At 70.0% G+C, this 17,450-nt stretch carries 17 protein-coding genes; 12 read left to right on the top strand and 5 right to left on the bottom strand.

The genetic code is table 11. The features are described 5' to 3' along the window. Nucleotides 1-48: 48 nt before the first annotated feature. Nucleotides 49-1,710, bottom strand: a complete 1,662-nt coding sequence (locus tag ACFU8Q_RS26820) for a tetratricopeptide repeat protein (protein ID WP_384458257.1) — start codon at nt 1,708-1,710, stop codon at nt 49-51. A 97-nt stretch (nt 1,711-1,807) separates the two neighbouring features. Between ACFU8Q_RS26820 and ACFU8Q_RS26815 the strand changes: the two genes are divergently transcribed. Beyond that, nucleotides 1,808-3,175, top strand: coding sequence for an FAD-binding oxidoreductase (locus ACFU8Q_RS26815; protein ID WP_384458255.1), 1,368 nt, complete (start codon nt 1,808-1,810; stop codon nt 3,173-3,175). Nucleotides 3,176-3,311: 136 nt separating this feature from the next. Here the strand turns inward: ACFU8Q_RS26815 and ACFU8Q_RS26810 are convergent, their stop codons facing one another. Continuing rightward, nucleotides 3,312-3,788, bottom strand: coding sequence for an SsgA family sporulation/cell division regulator (locus ACFU8Q_RS26810; RefSeq protein ID WP_384458253.1), 477 nt, complete (start codon nt 3,786-3,788; stop codon nt 3,312-3,314). A gap of 212 nt (nt 3,789-4,000) precedes the next feature. Between ACFU8Q_RS26810 and ACFU8Q_RS26805 the strand changes: the two genes are divergently transcribed. Together ACFU8Q_RS26805 and ACFU8Q_RS26800 are read left to right on the top strand one after the other, a co-directional pair. Beyond that, a complete protein-coding gene (locus ACFU8Q_RS26805; protein WP_384458251.1) occupies nt 4,001-5,611 on the top strand; it encodes an RDD family protein in 1,611 nt (536 codons plus the stop codon). A 131-nt stretch (nt 5,612-5,742) separates the two neighbouring features. Beyond that, entirely contained in the window at nt 5,743-6,462 is a 720-nt protein-coding gene (locus tag ACFU8Q_RS26800; protein WP_384458249.1) for an RDD family protein, read from the top strand. A gap of 131 nt (nt 6,463-6,593) precedes the next feature. Here the strand turns inward: ACFU8Q_RS26800 and ACFU8Q_RS26795 are convergent, their stop codons facing one another. Next, on the bottom strand, nt 6,594-6,959 hold the full coding sequence (locus ACFU8Q_RS26795; protein WP_384458247.1) for a hypothetical protein: 366 nt from the start codon (nt 6,957-6,959) through the stop codon (nt 6,594-6,596). A gap of 371 nt (nt 6,960-7,330) precedes the next feature. Here ACFU8Q_RS26795 and ACFU8Q_RS26790 point away from each other — a divergent pair, with 371 nt between their 5' ends. Next, nucleotides 7,331-9,730: an immune inhibitor A domain-containing protein gene (locus tag ACFU8Q_RS26790; RefSeq protein WP_384458245.1), complete on the top strand. Its 2,400-nt coding sequence runs from the start codon at nt 7,331-7,333 to the stop codon at nt 9,728-9,730. A 123-nt stretch (nt 9,731-9,853) separates the two neighbouring features. After that, the gene (locus ACFU8Q_RS26785) at nt 9,854-10,252 is read left to right on the top strand and encodes a hypothetical protein (RefSeq protein WP_384458243.1); all 399 of its coding nucleotides are present in this window, start codon (nt 9,854-9,856) and stop codon (nt 10,250-10,252) included. Between the two features lie 38 nt (nt 10,253-10,290). On the opposite strand, the gene ACFU8Q_RS26780 is transcribed toward ACFU8Q_RS26785, so the two are convergent. Together ACFU8Q_RS26780 and ACFU8Q_RS26775 are read right to left on the bottom strand one after the other, a co-directional pair. Next, complete coding sequence (locus ACFU8Q_RS26780; protein WP_384458241.1) at nt 10,291-10,875, bottom strand: isochorismatase family protein; 585 nt, start codon at nt 10,873-10,875, stop codon at nt 10,291-10,293. 198 nt (nt 10,876-11,073) lie between these two features. Further along, on the bottom strand, nt 11,074-12,402 hold the full coding sequence (locus ACFU8Q_RS26775) for a nicotinate phosphoribosyltransferase (protein WP_384458238.1): 1,329 nt from the start codon (nt 12,400-12,402) through the stop codon (nt 11,074-11,076). A gap of 78 nt (nt 12,403-12,480) precedes the next feature. Here ACFU8Q_RS26775 and clpS point away from each other — a divergent pair, with 78 nt between their 5' ends. The 7 genes from clpS (at nt 12,481) to ACFU8Q_RS26740 (ending at nt 17,380) form a co-directional block, all read left to right on the top strand. Then, nucleotides 12,481-12,795 carry an ATP-dependent Clp protease adapter ClpS gene (gene clpS, locus ACFU8Q_RS26770; RefSeq protein WP_266746437.1) on the top strand — a complete coding sequence of 105 codons (315 nt, stop codon included), beginning with the start codon at nt 12,481-12,483 and terminating at the stop codon, nt 12,793-12,795. Between the two features lie 87 nt (nt 12,796-12,882). Beyond that, nucleotides 12,883-13,467 (top strand): DUF2017 domain-containing protein, encoded by a 585-nt coding sequence (locus ACFU8Q_RS26765; protein WP_384458236.1) that lies wholly within the window; start codon nt 12,883-12,885, stop codon nt 13,465-13,467. A gap of 273 nt (nt 13,468-13,740) precedes the next feature. Then, nucleotides 13,741-15,180 (top strand): amino acid permease, encoded by a 1,440-nt coding sequence (locus ACFU8Q_RS26760; protein WP_384458234.1) that lies wholly within the window; start codon nt 13,741-13,743, stop codon nt 15,178-15,180. A gap of 136 nt (nt 15,181-15,316) precedes the next feature. After that, nucleotides 15,317-15,748: a Mov34/MPN/PAD-1 family protein gene (locus ACFU8Q_RS26755; protein WP_384458232.1), complete on the top strand. Its 432-nt coding sequence runs from the start codon at nt 15,317-15,319 to the stop codon at nt 15,746-15,748. Between the two features lie 157 nt (nt 15,749-15,905). Next, nucleotides 15,906-16,031 carry a putative leader peptide gene (locus tag ACFU8Q_RS26750; RefSeq protein WP_384458230.1) on the top strand — a complete coding sequence of 42 codons (126 nt, stop codon included), beginning with the start codon at nt 15,906-15,908 and terminating at the stop codon, nt 16,029-16,031. Nucleotides 16,032-16,151: 120 nt separating this feature from the next. Further along, on the top strand, nt 16,152-16,430 hold the full coding sequence (locus tag ACFU8Q_RS26745) for a MoaD family protein (protein ID WP_384458228.1): 279 nt from the start codon (nt 16,152-16,154) through the stop codon (nt 16,428-16,430). After that, on the top strand, nt 16,430-17,380 hold the full coding sequence (locus ACFU8Q_RS26740; RefSeq protein ID WP_384458226.1) for a PLP-dependent cysteine synthase family protein: 951 nt from the start codon (nt 16,430-16,432) through the stop codon (nt 17,378-17,380). Before ACFU8Q_RS26745 ends, ACFU8Q_RS26740 begins: the two co-directional genes overlap by 1 nt. Nucleotides 17,381-17,450: the final 70 nt, after the last annotated feature.

Genomic DNA, 17,450 nt, shown 5'->3' with positions numbered 1-17,450 from the left:
GGGCCCGCGCATCGCGGGCCCTCCGGCGACTGGACCGATCGGCCGCCGTCAGCGACGACCCGGCGCCGGTGGAGCGGGCTGCGGCTTCGCGGGCGCCATGCCCGGCGGACCGCCCGCCGGAGGGCCGCCCAGCAGGTCCAGGGCCTCCTTGGCCGCCGTGCCCTCCAGCGGTGAGAAGTGCGGGTTGATGCGCAGGGCCTCCGTCAGATTGAGGCGCGCCGGACCGTAGTCCTTCAACGCTTGCTGGATCGCGCCCAGGTGGGACGCGTACGAGGCGATCCGTCCCCCCGCGGCGACCGCACGCGTCGCGTAGGGCAGGGCACCGGACGAGTCGCCGGACAGGTGCAGCGCCCAACCCAGCGCGTCCGCCATCGCCGCGCTGCGATGCTGCCGGGCCCACTCCGCCTTCAGCACCTTCACCGCCGCCTCCGGATCCCCGTGAGCGGCCTCGAAACGGCCGCGCAGGAGCGCGTTGTCCACGCCCTGGCCGCCGCCCCGCGCGAGCGCCTCGCGGAGCTGCGCGTACTGGCTTCGGGCATCCTCGTCCCGGCCCAGCGACTCGTACAACTCGCCCAGTTCCAGCAGGTATTCGGGCCGGGGCAGGCCGGCCAGCGCCGCCTTGAAGTCGCGTTCCGCCTCGTCCGTACGGCCGAGCGCCGTCAGCGCCGTGGCCCGGCCCGCGAGCGACGCATAGTGGTCGCGGTCGGTCCGCAGTGCCGCGCTGTACTGCGTGATCGCCTCCTCGGGTTCGCCCCGCTCCCAGGCCAGTTCGCCCAGCAGATGCAGGGACTCCGCCTTCTGCGCCGGCGTGGTGGCCCGGTCCGCCGCGTCCTGCGCGTCCGCCAGCGCGTTCTCGCGCCAGCCGCGGTCCCGGTACATCCGCGCCGTCCGCAGGAGCGCCGCGGCGCCGGGGCGGAGCTCCGCGAACTGCTCCACCGCCGTGCGCGAGGCCTTGTAGTCGCCGAGGCCGTTGTACGCGTCGATCAGCGCCGGGTACACCGTCCACTGCTTCGGCTGCCGCGCCCGTACCGTCTCGCCCCACTTCTTCGCCAGGGCGAAGTCGCGGCGGGCATTGGCGAGCGTCGCGAGTCCCACCCAGGCCGCCGTGTTCCCGTTCTCACCCGGCTCGACGTTCAGCGAGCGTTTCAGCGCCTCCTCGGCCCGGCCGAAGTAGGCCTCGTCCGCGGACCGCTGCCCCCACTCCAGGAAGGCCGTGCCCAGCAGCGCCCACGACTTCGCGTCGGCAGGATGCGTACCCACCCACTGCTGCCGGTCCCCGATCAGCGCCGTCAGATCGGAGAGTGAGGCGGGATAGCCCATGTCCGACGCCTTCAGGGCACGCGACACCGGACCCGGAGCGGGCGGCGGCGCGGTCTTCTTCTCGTCCTCCGGCACGGCCACCACCGCACCCGTCACCAGCACCGCACCCGCCACCACACCCATGGCCGCCCTGCGCAGCGTCGTACGCAGCGAGAGGGGCGGCAGCTCGGCCGACGACGCCGGGTCCAGCGGCGCCGGGTCCACGGATGCCGGGTCCACGGATGCCGGGTCCGGGGATGCCGGGTCCAGGGATGCCGGGTCCGGGGATGCCGGGTCCAGGGGCGCCGGGTCCCTGGGTACGGGGTCGGTTCCTGCGGGATCGAGGGGAGAGTCAGGGGGAGGCTTCGTCGAATCGACGGACTCTGGGGGCTGCTGCGGCATGACATCCATGCCGATCACTCTGCGTCAGTACGAAGAGCACACCGCGCCTTGCGAAGGCTGCCGCAGACGGGTTCACACCAATGGGCCCGGGTGCCACGCTTGCATCATGAATGGACTGCTCGAGCAACTGCGTGCGGGGCTGCCGGCCGAGGCCCTGATCGCCGATCCGGATGTCACTGTCTCGTACGCCCGCGACATGGCGAGCTTCTGCGAGGCGGGCACGCCCGCCGTCGTCGTGCTCCCGCGCACCGTCGAGCAGGTCCAGCACATCATGCGCACGGCAACGGCCCTGCGCGTCCCGGTCGTCCCGCAGGGCGCCCGTACCGGTCTGTCGGGCGCGGCCAACGCCTCCGACGGCTGCATCGTGCTGTCCCTCGTGAAGATGGACCGGATCCTGGAGATCAACCCGGTCGACCGGATCGCGGTCGTCGAGCCCGGTGTCGTCAACGCGGTGCTTTCGCGGGCGGTCGACGAGCACGGTCTGTACTACCCGCCGGACCCCTCCAGCTGGGAGATGTGCACCATCGGAGGCAACATCGGCACCGCGTCCGGCGGGCTGTGCTGCGTGAAGTACGGGGTCACCGCCGAGTACGTGCTCGGCCTGGAGGTCGTCCTCGCCGACGGGCGCCTGCTCACCACCGGCCGCCGTACCGCGAAGGGCGTCGCGGGATACGACCTCACCCGGCTCTTCGTCGGCTCGGAGGGCAGCCTCGGCATCGTCGTGAAGGCCGTGCTCGCGTTGAAGCCCCGGCCGCCGCAGCAACTGGTGCTGGCCGCCGAGTTCCCGAGCGCGGCGACCGCGTGCGACGCGATCTGCCGGATCATGGAGCGCGGTCACACTCCGTCACTCCTCGAACTGATGGACCGTACGACGATCCGCGCCGTCAACAAGATGGCCAACATGGGCCTGCCCGACACCACCGAGGCGCTCCTGCTCGCCGCCTTCGACACCCCGGACCCGTCGGCGGACCTGGCCGCCGTGGGCGAGCTGTGCACCGCCGCGGGCGCCACCGAGGTGGTCCCGGCGCAGGATGCCGCCGAGTCCGAAATGCTGCTCCAGGCCCGGCGGATGTCGCTCACCGCGCTGGAGACCGTCAAGTCGGCCACAATGATCGACGACGTCTGCGTACCGCGCTCGAAGCTCGGCGCGATGCTCGCAGGCACCGCCGCCATTGCCGAGAAGTACGGCCTCACCATCGGCGTCTGCGCGCACGCGGGCGACGGCAACACCCACCCCGTCGTCTGTTTCGACCACACCGACGTCGACGAGTCCCGGCGGGCCCGTGAATCCTTCGACGAGATCATGGGGCTCGGCCTGGAACTCGGCGGCACGATCACGGGTGAACACGGCGTCGGCGTACTGAAGAAGGAGTGGCTCGCGCGCGAGCTCGGTGAGGTGAGCGTAGAACTGCACCGGGGCATCAAACAGGCCTTCGACCCGCTGGGGCTACTCAACCCGGGCAAGGTGTTCTGACGGCTGACGGCTGACGGCTGACGGGTGACGGCTGACGGGTGACGGCGGACGCGTCCACGCCTGCGTCCATTTCCGTGTCCGGGGCCATTGCCGCGCCCGCGCCCGTATCCGCGCCCGTGCCTCTGGCCGCGCGGGCTCATGCGTTGCCGTCCTGCGATTCGTCCGGCCACCACGGGTCGCTGAGCCACAGGTCGTCGGCCGGCAGCGGCGCGAGCAGCTCGGCGAGACCTTCGTCCATGCCGAGCCGCTCGGTCTCCGTACCCGGCGGAACCAGCCGCAGGGTCCGCTCCAACCAGGCGGCCACGGTGGCGGACGGTACCTCCAGCAGGGCGTCGCCGTCGGGCGAAGTCAGCGCCACGAAGAGGACGTTGCGCCGGTCGACCTTGGTCGGCCAGATCCGCACGTCCCCGTGACCGCACGGCCGGAACACGCCTTCGACGAGCAGATCGCGGGCGAACGTCCAGTGGACGGGGAAGTCGGAGCCGATGTGAAAGGCGATGTGCACGGCGTACGGATCCTCCGTGAGGTACGTCAGCCGGGCAGGGACGGGGATGCTGCGCTCGGGCGACAGAACCAGCTTGAGCTCCAGTTCGCGCTTTACGACGGTGTGCATGAGTGCGTCCTTTCGGTGCCTGTGGGCCGGTTCCGCGACCGGTCCGCACAGGGAGAGAGCGCCCTCCACGCCAACCATGACGCGACTTCCGGAAAAAATTTCCGGGTGACCGGAAAGTGGTCCAAACCCCTGGACCGGCCCGGGGACGGGCGGGCGTCTGATAGATGTGGACCCGTTGTATTGAGGCCTCGAAGAGATACGGGACCACGGTGATGAGCGCCCCAACCCCGGCACCCGGTGACGAAAGCCCCCATGAGGGGTACTACCCCGACCCGTCCATTCCCGGATATGTCCGGTACTGGAACGGCGCTTCGTGGGTTCCCGGCACGAGTCGGCCCGCCCCGCAGCAGGGCGAGCCGATGCCCGGTTCGCCCGCGGGAGCGGCGGCCGAACCGCAGCCGAGCCCGCAGCCGTCGGTCGCGGCGCCCGCGCCGGTGGACGAGACGGGTCCGGTCTACCTCGACGAGGAGCCGCACGCGGACAACCAACCGGAACCAGCCACCGCCTGGCAGGCCGACGCCTCCCGGCAGACCGGCTTCGGCGGCGAACGCGACCGACGGGTCTCCTGGGGCGGCACCGGGCAGCCCGGTACACAGAGCGAGCCGGGCGGGCAGGGCGCTCAGGGCCGGCAGGTCGAGCCGGGGCGGCAACGCGGTCAGGGCGGGGCGTCGGCGCCGGAGTCCGGCTCGGCGGCGGAGTCCGGACAGGATCCGCGTACGCCCGCGGACCGCACACCCGCCGACCGTGTCCCCGCGGTCCGTGCCCCGGCCGACCCGGTCCCGGCCGACCGTGCCCCCGCGGGCCGGACACCCGCCGACCGTGCCCCCGCGGACCCGCGTCGGCCGGCTTCGCCGGACCCGACGGGCGGTGCGCTGCCCGCCATGCGCGACGGCGGCGGCCGGACCCCCGAGAACACCGTCGCGATCCGGGTCGACCGCCCGGGCCGCGCACCCGCTTCCCGGTCGACGGAACAGGCTCCCGCGGACGGGACGATGGCGATCCGTGCGATCGGCCCCGGCGCCCCCGCGCAGACACCGCCGCACACGGCGGCCCAGCCCCCCGCGCAAACCGCCGCTCCCGCGCCCGCCCCCATCCCCTCTCCGAACCCCGCTCCCGGCCCCGGCGGTGCCACCCCCTGGGCGCAGCAGGTCCACCAGCTCGCCCAGCCCGACCAGGAAGCGCGCCCCCAGCCACAGACTCACCAACCACAGCCCCGGACTCACCAGTCCCAGCAACCCCACCCCCAGTTCGGTGCGCAGGGTGGGCAGCCGGATCAGCCCGTCGTGCCCTGGAAGCCCCCGGTCGACGACCCCTTCCAGCGGCTCGCGCAGGCCCAGGCGTCGGCCAGGCCCGCCGGGCTCGGGAAGCGGTTCGCCGCGCGACTCGTCGACACGGTCGTGCTGGGCGCACTCGTCGGAGCCATCGGCTTCCCGCTCCTCTCGCGGGCGATGGACCACATCGACGAGAAGATCAACGCGGCGAAGCTGTCCGGTGAGACGGTCACCGTCTGGCTGGTGGACTCCACCACGGCCGGTCTGTTCGGTGCGGTGCTCGGCGCGTTCCTCGTGCTCGGTGTGCTGCTGGAGGCGCTGCCGACCGCGAAGTGGGGCCGTACGCTCGGCAAGAAGCTCTGCGGACTCGACGTGCGGGACATCGAGTCCCACGAGACTCCGTCCTTCGCCGCCGCGCTGCGCCGCTGGCTGGTCTACGGCCTGCTGGGCGTCCTGGTGGTCGGGGTGCTCAACGTGCTGTGGTGCCTGTTCGACCGGCCGTGGCGCCAGTGCTGGCACGACAAGGCGGCGCGCACCTTCGTCGCCGACTGACTCCGCCCCCGGCCCGCGGAAGGCACTCCTCCGGCTGACGGCCCATCGGGTGAGCTCCGCGAAGACCGGCCTGTTCCCCCGAACGCACCTGAGCCGTTGCGGGCACCCCCGGGCCGGGGTGCACTGCCCCCATGAGCAACGATCAGCCGACGTCCGGTCAGCCGCCCGAGGAAGACCCGTTCCTCAAGAAGCCTCAGGGGTCTCAAGGACCGGAGGGGCCGCAGGGGCCTCAGGGGCCGCAAGGGCCGCAGGGACCGTCGTCGGGCTCGCCCCCCGGGGGCGCCCCGCCGCCTCCTCCGGCGGGGCCTCCGCCGCCGTACGATCGCGATGCCTACGGCGGCGGCCCGTACGGGGGTGTGGATCCGCTGGCCGGCATGCCGCCGCTGGGCGAGCCCGGCAAGCGGATTCTGGCCAGGCTGATCGACTTGCTGATCATCTCGATCCCGCTGTATCTGATCTCGCTGCCGTGGGGTGGTGCGGTCGAGATGAACGACAACAGCAGCAACAACGGTGTCGGCAATGTCTTCAACCAGACGTACAGCGGGCACCAACTGCTCTGGTCGCTGATCGGGCTGGTGGTCTACGTCGCGTACGACACGTACTTCACGCACAAGGACGGCCGGACCATCGGCAAGCGGCTGCTGAAGCTGCGGGTCGCGATGCTCAACGACGGACGGGTGCCGGACACGGGGTCGGCGTTCCTGCGCGGCGTGGTGCTGTGGCTGCCGGCGCTGCTGTGCTGCCCGTGCCTGTGGTGGCTGATCAACATCGTGCTCATGTTCACGGACAAGCCGTACCGGCAGGGCCTTCACGACAAGGCGGCGAAGACGGTGGTCGTCCAGACCGACTGAGGTGCTGCCACGCCTGCTGCCCAGGTTTCCGTACTGCCTCGGTCTCCGTACTGCCTCGGTCCCCGTACTGCCTCGGTCCCCGTACGGGCTCGATGACCGAGCCCGTACGGAGACCGAGGCCGTATTCGTATTCAGCGCCGCAGGGAATGCTCGCCCATCAGCTCGTCCACCCGCGCCGCGGCGCGCTGTCCGGCCGTGCGGGCCTGCGGGATCGGGGCCCGGGCGCCGTCGCGGGCGAGGCCCTCGGCCTCGACGGCGGCGGAGACCGGATCGTGGTTCGTACGTGCTGCGGCCCCGGCCTTCGCGGACTTCGCTGTTTTCGCCCGGGACGGGTGGGGTACGGTCACGGCCACCAGCAGGCCGAGCGCGAGCGCCGCGGTCCCGATGACGGCGACGCCGAGGCCCGGACCCGTACGGGAGAGCAGCAGCATCGCGAGGGTCGAGAAGACGACGGTGACCGAACCGTAGGAGAGCTGTGCGGCAGTGATACGCGGCATGGCGGTATCCGTCCTCGGGGCATCGGATGGGCAGTCTCTCGACACGGTCGCACTGTCGAGCGACTCTACGACGGTGGATGCCCGAGCGGAACCGGTAGTAAGCATCACCTAACCCACGGTACCGGTGCACGGGGGGCGCACGGAGTCATTCCGTGCTTCAACCCTCGGCTATGACGCGCCGGTTGCCCGCACGGGGAACGTTCGGATAGCGGAGATGCGCTCCTGCATAGTGCACTTGGTCTGTTCAAGTCAAGATCTGTCTTTTCTCTCGTAACTCCGGTCGAATGTCGTCACTTGTGACGCGTATCCGCGCGCGGCCCCTCCACACCACGCCAGGCCGCAGCCGCGGGCGCCGGGGAGGACTGCATCAAGTGACCACTCACAGACGGGCGCTTCGCGCCGCTGCGGTTGTCGTGGCCATGGCCGCGACTGCCGCTACGGCGTCAGCTTTCGCCACAGCCCAGGCAGATGACCACGTATCGGGGGCGAAGGCCCCCGTGGCCGAGCGCCGCGATCCGGGTTCGGCCAAGGGCGACTCGCACGACCTGCAGGGCCCCTTCAGCAAGCAGCAGGACGCTCAGCGTCAGGCCGCCCTGGAGCAGGTCATGGCCGGCGACAAGAAGGTGACGACGCGGGGCGGCTCCAAGGTCGTCAGGCTCGACGACAAGAAGTACGTCGAACTCGGCCGCGAGAAGACCGACAAGATCTTCACGATCCTGGTCGAGTTCGGCGACAAGGTCGACAACACGACCATGTTCGACCCGGACGGCGACGGCCCCGCGCCGGCCGTTCCGAAGTACGGCGGCACGCCCGGCCCGGCGCACAACCAGATAGCCAAGCCGGACCCCAAGAAGGACAACAGCACCGCCTGGCAGGCCGACTACAACCAGGCGCACTTCCAGGACCTCTACTTCGGTACGGGCGCCGGCAAGAACTCGCTGAAGACGTACTACGAGAAGACGTCCTCCGGGCGCTACTCGGTCGACGGCGAGGTCTCCGACTGGGTCAAGGTGCCGTACAACGAGGCCCGTTACGGGTCCAACTACTGCGGCTCGACCAACTGTGCCAACGCCTGGGACATGATCAAGGACGGCGTGAACGCCTGGGCCGCCGACCAGAAGGCCAAGGGCCGCACACCCGAGCAGATCAAGACGGACCTCGCGCAGTACGACCAGTGGGACCGTTACGACTACGACAACGACGGCGACTTCAACGAGCCCGACGGCTACATCGACCACTTCCAGATCGTCCACGCCGGTGAGGACGAGTCGGCGGGCGGCGGCGTCGAGGGCACGAACGCCATCTGGGCGCACCGCTGGTACGCGTACGGCACCGACGTCGGCGCGACCGGCCCGGCCGGCAACAAGGCGGGCGGCACCCAGATCGGTGACACCGGCCTCTGGGTCGGCGACTACACCGCGCAGCCCGAGAACGGCGGCCTGGGCGTCTTCGCCCACGAGTACGGCCACGACCTGGGCCTGCCCGACCTGTACGACACCACCAACCGCGCCGAGAACTCGGTCGGTTTCTGGTCCCTGATGTCGGCCGGCTCCTGGCTCGGCACCGGCAAGAACCAGATCGGTGACCTGCCCGGCGACATGACCGCCTGGGACAAGCTCCAGCTTGGCTGGCTCAACTACGCCGAGGCCAAGGCCGCGACGAACTCCACCCACAAGCTGGGCGTGTCCGAGTACAACACCAAGGACAAGCAGGCGCTCGTCGTCACGCTGCCCGACAAGCCCGTCACCACCCCTGTCACGAAGCCCGCCGAGGGCTCCAAGCAGTGGTGGAGCGACATGGGCGACAACCTGAACAACACCCTCTCCCGCTCGGTCGACCTGACCGGCAAGTCCAAGGCCTCCCTGGACCTCGCGGGCTTCTGGGACATCGAGAAGGACTACGACTACCTCTACACCGAGGTGTCGGAGAACGGTGGCACCAGCTGGACCGCGATCGACGGCACGGCCGACGGCAAGGCGATCCCGCGCGACGCCAGTGACAAGCCGGCCCTGACCGACGTCTCCGGCAAGTACCAGCAGCTCTCCTACCCGCTGGACGCCTACGCGGGCAAGAAGATCGACATCCGCTTCCGGTACGCCACCGACGGCGGCGCGGGCGGTATCGGCTTCGCGGCCGACACCATCTCGGTCACCGCCGACGGTGCCGTGATCTTCTCGGACAACGCCGAGGGCGACGACAACGGCTGGACCGCCAAGGGCTTCTCCCGCGTCGGCGAGTCGTTCACCAAGAACTACCCGCAGTACTACATCGCGGAGAACCGCCAGTACGTCAGCTACGACCAGACCCTCAAGGTCGGCCCGTACAACTTCGGCTTCTCCAAGACGCGTCCGGACTGGGTCGAGCACTACCCGTACCAGACCGGTCTGCTCATCTGGCAGTGGGACACCTCCCAGAAGGACAACAACGTCTCCACCCACCCGGGCAAGGGCCTGATCCTGCCGATCGACGCGCACGCCAAGCCGCTGAAGTGGGCGGACGGCACGGTCATCCGCAACAAGATCCAGCCCTTCGACGCGCCCTTCAGCCGGCACGCGACCGACGGCTTCACGCTGCACAGCGCCGACGTGCCGGTGCAGATCAAGTCGCAGCCCGGCATCCCGGTCTTCGACGACCACAAGGGAACCTACTGGTACGCGGAGAACAAGACCGGAAGTGTTCAGGTCTCTGACACGAACACTCGGATCACGGTCGTCAGCGAGCCGAACGACGGCTCGGCGATGATCGTCAAGGTCGGGGCCTCGCACAAGTAATCCAGCATCACCGCAGGTCAGAGCTTGATCGGCCGTCGCCCTCTAGCGGGCGGCGGCCGATCGTGTTTAGGTGCGTCTTGTTCAGATCCTTATTGACACGACGTCTCACGGGGGAGCGCGGACATGGCAGGCGGAGGGTTCAGCAAGTTGCCGAACGGCAGTGTGGTCGTCGCGATCACCCTGACAGGCCCGACGGACGGAGCGGGTCCGGGCGCCCCGATCCGGGTCCTGGTGCACGCGGCCAACCGGGCCCGCGCGCTGACCCGGCTGCGCAATCTGGGCCTGCGCGCCGTCTACCTTCGAGGCAACGCCGAGCCACCCACCCCGGACGAGATCACCGCCGTGCTGCACCACCCGGACGGGGTGCTCTGGCGAGCGAGACCGGAGCGGGCCCAGGAGCTCTGGCACCCGATCCGCGCGCTGCTCCGCTCGGCCGTACCCGCCGCGTCGGCCGTACCCGCCGTACCGGCCGGATCGTCCGTGCCGGGCATTCGGGCCGTACCCACCCGCCGCCCGGCGTGAGACGCCGTGGGGCGCGGGCGGCGCGGGTCGTGAGGTTCTTACACCACCGGCTTGCCGGAGAGCTTCACGCCCACCCTGCGGAGCTCCTCCAGCGCCCGGTCCGTGGTCGCCTCGGCGACCCCCGCGGTCAGGTCGAGCAGCACATGCGTGGTGAAGCCCGCCCGGACCGCGTCCAGCGCCGTCGCCCGTACGCAGTGGTCGGTCGCGATGCCGACCACGTCGACCTCGGTGACCCTGCGGTCCCGCAGCCAGTCCGCCAGCCCGACGCCGTTCTCGTCGAGGCCCTCGAAGCCGCTGTACGCCGCGGCGTAGGCCCCCTTGTCGAACACCGCGTCGATCGCCCCCGACGCGACCGCAGGGGCGAAATTCGGGTGGAAGCCCACCCCCTCCGTACCGGCGACGCAGTGCGGCGGCCAGGAGTACTCGAAGTCCGGCTGGTCGGAGAAGTGGCTGCCCGGGTCGATGTGGTGGTCACGGGTGGCCACCACATGGCGGTACCCGGCCTGGGCCTCCCCGATCAGGTCGGTGATGGCGGCGGCGACATCGGAGCCCCCCGCCACGGCGAGACTGCCGCCCTCGCAGAAGTCGTTCTGAACGTCCACGACGATCAAGGCGCGATGCATGGCGGGTGTCCTTCGGTGGGGGACGGTCGGCGGTCATGGGGGGCATATTCGAGCCTAGAGACTCGGGAGCGGCTTCGGGAGGGGACGTAATCAAGCGTCCGAGGTGATTCCGGCGATCGGGGACGAACCGGCCATCGAACGGCGCCGGCCGCACCCCCTCTTTCCCGCTCACCCGCCCCGTCCCCGTTCCCGGCTCCGTCAGATGTACTCCGTGGGAATGACGGGCTCCCCGCGGGACAGCTGCATCGCTGACATCGGCAGCCCCGCCCGCGCCACCATGTGCCGCTCGCGCGCCGCGTCCAACGGCTCGCGGGCGATCACCTCACCGCCCCTGACCAGCTCGACCAGCAGCTGCCGCTCGGCCAGCTCCGCCGGTACGGGACCGGTGCCGATCACCTCCGCCTCGGCCACCCCGTTCTCGTCCAGCCGGCGCGCCGCCCACTTGCGACCGCCCACCGACGACTTCGAGCTGAGCGACTTCTTGGCGACCGCCCGCAGCGGCTCCGCGGGGTCGGCGGATGTGGCGCGGGCGACCATCTTGTAGACCATCGAGCAGGTCGGCTGCCCGCTGCCGGTCACCAGCTGCGTGCCCACCCCGTACGCGTCGACCGGGGCGGCGGCCAGCGAGGCGATCGCGTACTCGTCCAGGTCGGACGTCACCACGATCTTCGTCCCGGTGGCGCCCAGCTCGTCCAGCTGCTGCCGCACCCGGTGCGCGACCAGCAGCAGGTCCCCGGAGTCGATCCGTACCGCGCCCAGCTCCGTCCCGGCGATCTCGACCGCCGTACGGACCGCCTCGGCGACGTCGTACGTGTCGACCAGCAGCGTCGTGCCCCGGCCCAGCGAGTCCACCTGCGCCCGGAACGCGTCGCGCTCGGTGTCGTGGAGCAGTGTGAAGGCGTGGGCGCTCGTCCCGACGGTCGGGATGTTGTAGCGGAAGCCCGCGGCCAGGTCGGAGGTGGTGTCGAAGCCGCCGATGTACGCGGCGCGCGCCGAGGCCACCGCCGACAGCTCATGGGTGCGCCGTGCACCCATCTCGATCAGTCCGCGGCCGCCCGCGGCGGCGGACATCCGCGACGCCGCGGCGGCGATCGCCGAGTCGTGGTTGAGGATCGACAGGATCACCGTCTCCAGCAGCACGCACTCGGCGAAGGAGCCCTCTACCCGCAGGATGGGCGAGCCGGGGAAGTACACCTCGCCCTCCGGGTATCCCCAGATGTCACCGCTGAAGCGGTAGTCGGCCAGCCAGGCGAGCGTGGGCCCGTCGACGACGTCCTGTTCGCGCAGGAAAGTGAGCATCTCGTCGTCGAAGTGGAAGTTCTCCACCGCGTCCAGCACCCGTCCGATGCCCGCGACGACACCGTAGCGCCGCCCCTCCGGCAGCCGCCGGGTGAACGCCTCGAAGACCGAGTGCCGCTCGGCCGTACCGGCCTTCAGTGCGGCCTGCACCATCGTGAGCTCGTACTGGTCGGTGAAGAGGGCGGTCGACGGCACACCGACCCGTCGCCCAAGGTCCGCAGAGTTCATGTTCCGGATGCTACCCCTATGTCGTCAGAGTGACGAGATCTCGGGTCGTTTGTGCGATGACCCCTCCCGGGTGGCAGCATGGGGTGGGTGAGCGTCGCCCCTACTGAGATCGAGCGTCCCGAATCGGCCGAGGACAGCCGCGTCGTCCCCGAGCCCGACGTCCCCTGGGTGACGCTGGTCCACAACGACCCGGTCAACCTCATGAGCTACGTGACCTATGTCTTCCAGGCCTACTTCGGCTACTCCAAGGACAAGGCCCACAAGCTGATGCTGGACGTCCACCACAAGGGCCGTGCCGTGGTCTCCAGCGGCAGCCGCGAGGAGATGGAACGCGACGTCCAGGCCATGCACGGCTACGGACTGTGGGCCACCCTCACCCAGGACCGCAACTAGTGCCGTGACCGGCCAGGTGTGCCCGTAGGAGTGCCGGGCCGGTCCGATCCTCCTCTGCCCCGCCCGACCCACCATCGGAGAGAACCCATGGCCGGCCACTTCAAGGCCACCCCCGACGGCGGCGCGGCCGTCGCGCTCGACGAGGTGGAGATCGCGATCCTGCGCTCCCTCGCCGTCCAGCTGCTGGAACTGATCGGCCCCGGCGACGAACCCGCCGAGGGTGAGGACCCGCTCGCCGCGCTCTTCGCCGAGGGGCCCAGCAAACCGCCCGCCGACCCCGCCCTGGCCCGCCTCTTCCCCGAGGCGTACGGCGACGAGGACACCGAGGTGCGCGCCGCGTCCGCCGAGTTCCGCCGCTTCACCGAGAACGATCTGCGCGCCCGCAAGCGCGAGGACACCCTCACGGTCGTACGCACCCTGGACGCCCTCACGGCCGAGGGGGACGAAGGCGCCGTACTCACGCTCTCCGCCGACGAATGCCGCAACTGGCTCGGCGCCCTCAACGATCTCCGGCTGACCATCGGCACCCGCCTGGAGGTCACCGACGACGACGAGGGAGAGGCCGGCTCCCTCTACCGGCTGCCCGACAGCGATCCGCGCAAGCCGATGGTCATGGCCTATCTCTGGCTCGGCGCGCTCCAGGAAACCCTCGTGGAAACCCTGATGCCGTAGCGGTTCCACAGTCCCGTAGTCCCGTAGTCCCGTAGTTCCGCATGGATGTCCCGAGGCTGCGCGACGGGTGTTCGTGCACACCATGGGCGTACGCGTCACCTGAACGGTCACCTTCGTGGCGACCGGAAATCCCCGTTCGTTTTCCCGTGACGTAGGCCGGATCACGTCCGGTGCGTCACCCGTCTGCCTCCGACAAGTGTTCACGGTCGCCCGGGGACACCGACCCTGTTCCCAAGGGCACGGCGCGGACTGGCGGGGAGAAAGGCGCGACACATGACATCGGCGCAGGTGGACGAAGGGCAGGACGGCCGGCCGGCCGCGGCGGTCACGGACGCCGGCCCGGCGGGCGAGGGGTACCGGCGGGCCCTCGGCGCCCGGCAGATCCAGATGATCGCCATCGGCGGAGCCATCGGAACCGGCCTCTTCCTCGGCGCGGGAAAGGCGATCTCGAAAGCCGGACCCAGTCTCGTCCTGGCTTATGCCGTCGCGGGTCTCGTGATCTTCTTCATCATGCGCGCCCTGGGTGAACTCCTCATGTACCGACCGGTGTCGGGCTCCTTCTCGGAGTACGCCCGCGAATTCATCGGCCCCTTCGCCGGCTTTGTCACCGGCTGGACCTACTGGCTGTTCTGGGTCGTCACCGGAATCACCGAAGTCACCGCGGCCGCCCAGTACATGACGTTCTGGTTCTCCATTCCGCAATGGGTCTCGGCACTGATCTTCACGGTCATCCTGTACGGCGTGAACCTGATCTCCGTAAAGCTCTTCGGGGAACTCGAATTCTGGTTCTCGATGGTCAAGGTGACCGCCATCGTCGGCATGATCCTCATCTGCGCCGGGATTCTCACCCTCGGCTTCTCCGACGCCGGGGACACCGCGTCCGTCACCCACCTCTGGGCCGACGGCGGCTTCTTCCCGCACGGAATCAAGGGCACCCTGATGACCCTGCAGATCGTGATGTTCGCCTTCCTCGCCGTGGAACTCGTCGGCGTCACCGCGGGTGAGTCCAAGGACCCGAAGACCGTCCTGCCCAAGGCCATCAACACAGTGCCGTGGCGCATCGCCGTCTTCTACGTCGGCGCCCTCGTCATGATCCTCTCCGTGGTCCCGTGGACCGCGTTCAAGCCCGGCATCTCACCGTTCGTCGCCGCGTTCGAGGAAATGGGCCTGGTCGTCGGCGCCGGAATCGTCAACTTCGTCGTGCTGACCGCGGCCCTCTCCTCCTGCAACTCCGGCATGTACTCCACCGGGCGCATGCTCCGCGACCTCGCGCTCAACGGTCAGGGCCCGCAGTTCTTCACCCGGCTCACCGGGAGCGGCACCCCGCTCATCGGCACCACCTTCTCCGCCTCCCTGATGCTCGTCGGCGTCTGGATCAACTACCAGTGGCCCGGCGACGCCTTCACCTACGTCGTCTCCTTCGCCACCATCTCCGGCATGTGGGCCTGGATCATGATCCTCTTCTGCCAGATCCGCTACCGCGGCCTCGCCGACCGCGGCGTGCTCCCGCGGTCCACGTTCCGGGCCCCCGGTGCCCCGTACACCAGCGTCTTCGCACTGGCCTTCATCGGCGTGGTCATCGTGATGATGGGCATCGACAAGGACACCAGGATCTCGCTGTACTGCGCCCCGCTCTGGGCGCTCCTGCTCGGCGTCTCGTACGTGGTGCTCAAGGCCCGCAACCCCGAGAACAAGGCCTTCGGGAAGAGCTGAGACCACCCGCGGACGAGCCCCCGACCCACCGTCGAGCCACCCCGCCGTACCGGCCGCCCCAACGGTCGCGTCCACCATGCGGGCCGCTGCGTACCACCCCTCGGTACGCACGGGGCCGCATGCCTATCCTGGCGCCATGCTGACCATCACCCAGGCGCTCTACGACCAGATCGTCGCGCACTCCCGCGCCGACCACCCCGACGAGGCGTGCGGCGTGGTCGCGGGCCCGGCCGGAACCGGCCGCGCCGAACGGTTCATCCCCATGCTCAACGCCGCCCGCTCGCCCACCTTCTACGAGTTCGACTCGGCCGACCTCCTCAAGCTCTACCGCGAACTGGACGACCGCGACGAGGAGCCGGTGATCATCTACCACTCCCACACCGCGACCGAGGCATACCCCTCCCGCACCGACGTCACCTACGCCAACGAACCCGGTGCCCACTACGTCCTCGTCTCCACCGCGGACACCGACGACCAGGGCCCCTTCCAGTTCCGCTCCTACCGGATCGTGGACGGTGAGATCACCGAGGAGGACGTCGAGGTCGTCGAGGCGTACGAACCCGCCTGACCTCGCCACATCGCCCGACCCGGCACGCCACCGGGCGGACGGGACCGGCTGCACCGAGGTCCCGTCCACCACGGCTCTGTCCACCCATCGAACGCCCACCATCCATCAGGTGGGATCACACTCCAGATCGGGCACCGGGAATCGATACGATGACCGCATGGTTCCCCATGACGTGAGCGACAGGACGCCGGGCACGCTGCTCGTCGCGCGGCTGCACGTCGACCTGTGCAGGCTCTCCAGCGCGATCTGTACGTGCCGCCTGCCCGCCGGCCGCAAGGCCTGAGCCGGGCTCGCGGCACCGCGTACACCCATGCGTCACGCACCGACCCCCGCGCGCGGGGGCAGAGCCGCGCGCCCCACGCCACCCCTCCGCTTCGATCCGCTTTCGACAGGAGCCCACGCCATGGCCATCGAGGTCCGCATCCCGACCATCCTCCGCACCTACACCGACGGCGCCAAGACCGTCGAGGGCAACGGAGACACCCTCGCCGACCTCTTCACGGACCTGGACAGCCGCCACAACGGCATCCGTGAGCGCATCGTCGACGGGAACGAACTCCGCCGCTTCGTGAACGTCTACCTCAACGACGAGGACGTCCGCTTCCTCGACGGCATCTCGACCAAGCTCAGCGACGGCGACAACGTCACCATCCTCCCGGCCGTCGCCGGCGGCATGAACTGATGCGCTACGACAGCCCGCTCGCCGCAGTGGGCAACACCCCGCTCGTCCGCCTGCCGCGGCTGTCACCGTCGGACGACGTCCGCATCTGGGCCAAGCTGGAGGACCGCAACCCCACCGGCTCGATCAAGGACCGCCCCGCGCTCCACATGGTCGAACAGGCCGAGAAGGACGGCCGGTTGACCCCCGGCTGCACCATCCTGGAACCCACCAGCGGCAACACCGGCATCTCGCTCGCCATGGCGGCCAAGCTCAAGGGCTACCGCATCGTGTGCGTCATGCCGGAGAACACCTCCCAGGAACGGCGCGACCTGCTCGCCATGTGGGGCGCCGAGATCATCTCCTCCCCGGCGGCGGGCGGCTCCAACACCGCCGTACGCGTCGCCAAGGAGCTGGCCGCCGAGCACCCCGACTGGGTCATGCTCTACCAGTACGGCAACCCGGACAACGCGGGCGCCCACTACGCCACCACCGGCCCGGAGATCCTCACCGACCTCCCGTCCGTCACCCACTTCGTGGCCGGCCTCGGCACCACCGGCACACTCATGGGCGTCGGCCGCTACCTGCGCGAGCACAAGCCGGACGTCAAGATCGTCGCCGCCGAGCCCCGCTACGACGACCTCGTCTACGGGCTCCGCAACCTCGACGAGGGCTTCGTCCCCGAGCTCTACGACGCCTCGGTCCTCACCACCCGCTTCTCCGTCGGCTCGGCGGACGCCGTCACCCGCACCCGCGAACTCCTCCAGCAGGAGGGCATCTTCGCGGGCGTCTCCACCGGCGCCGCACTCCACGCCGCGATCGGCGTCGGAAACAAGGCCGTCAAGGCGGGGGAGTCGGCCGACATCGTCTTCGTCGTCGCCGACGGCGGCTGGAAGTACCTGTCGACGGGCGTCTACACGGCCCCCACGACGGAAGCGGCCATCAAAACCCTGCACGGCCAGCTCTGGGCTTGACCCCAGCTCCGGGCATTACCCCGAGTTCTGGGCACAACCCCCCGCACTCGGACGCCGGACGAGCCGAACC

The sequence above is a fragment of the Streptomyces sp. NPDC057543 genome (assembly GCF_042801895.1).
In the GTDB taxonomy this organism is placed as follows: Bacteria; Actinomycetota; Actinomycetes; order Streptomycetales; family Streptomycetaceae; genus Streptomyces.
Note: the sequence above shows the minus strand (reverse complement) of the source record. Positions and strands in the feature narration are given on the sequence as shown.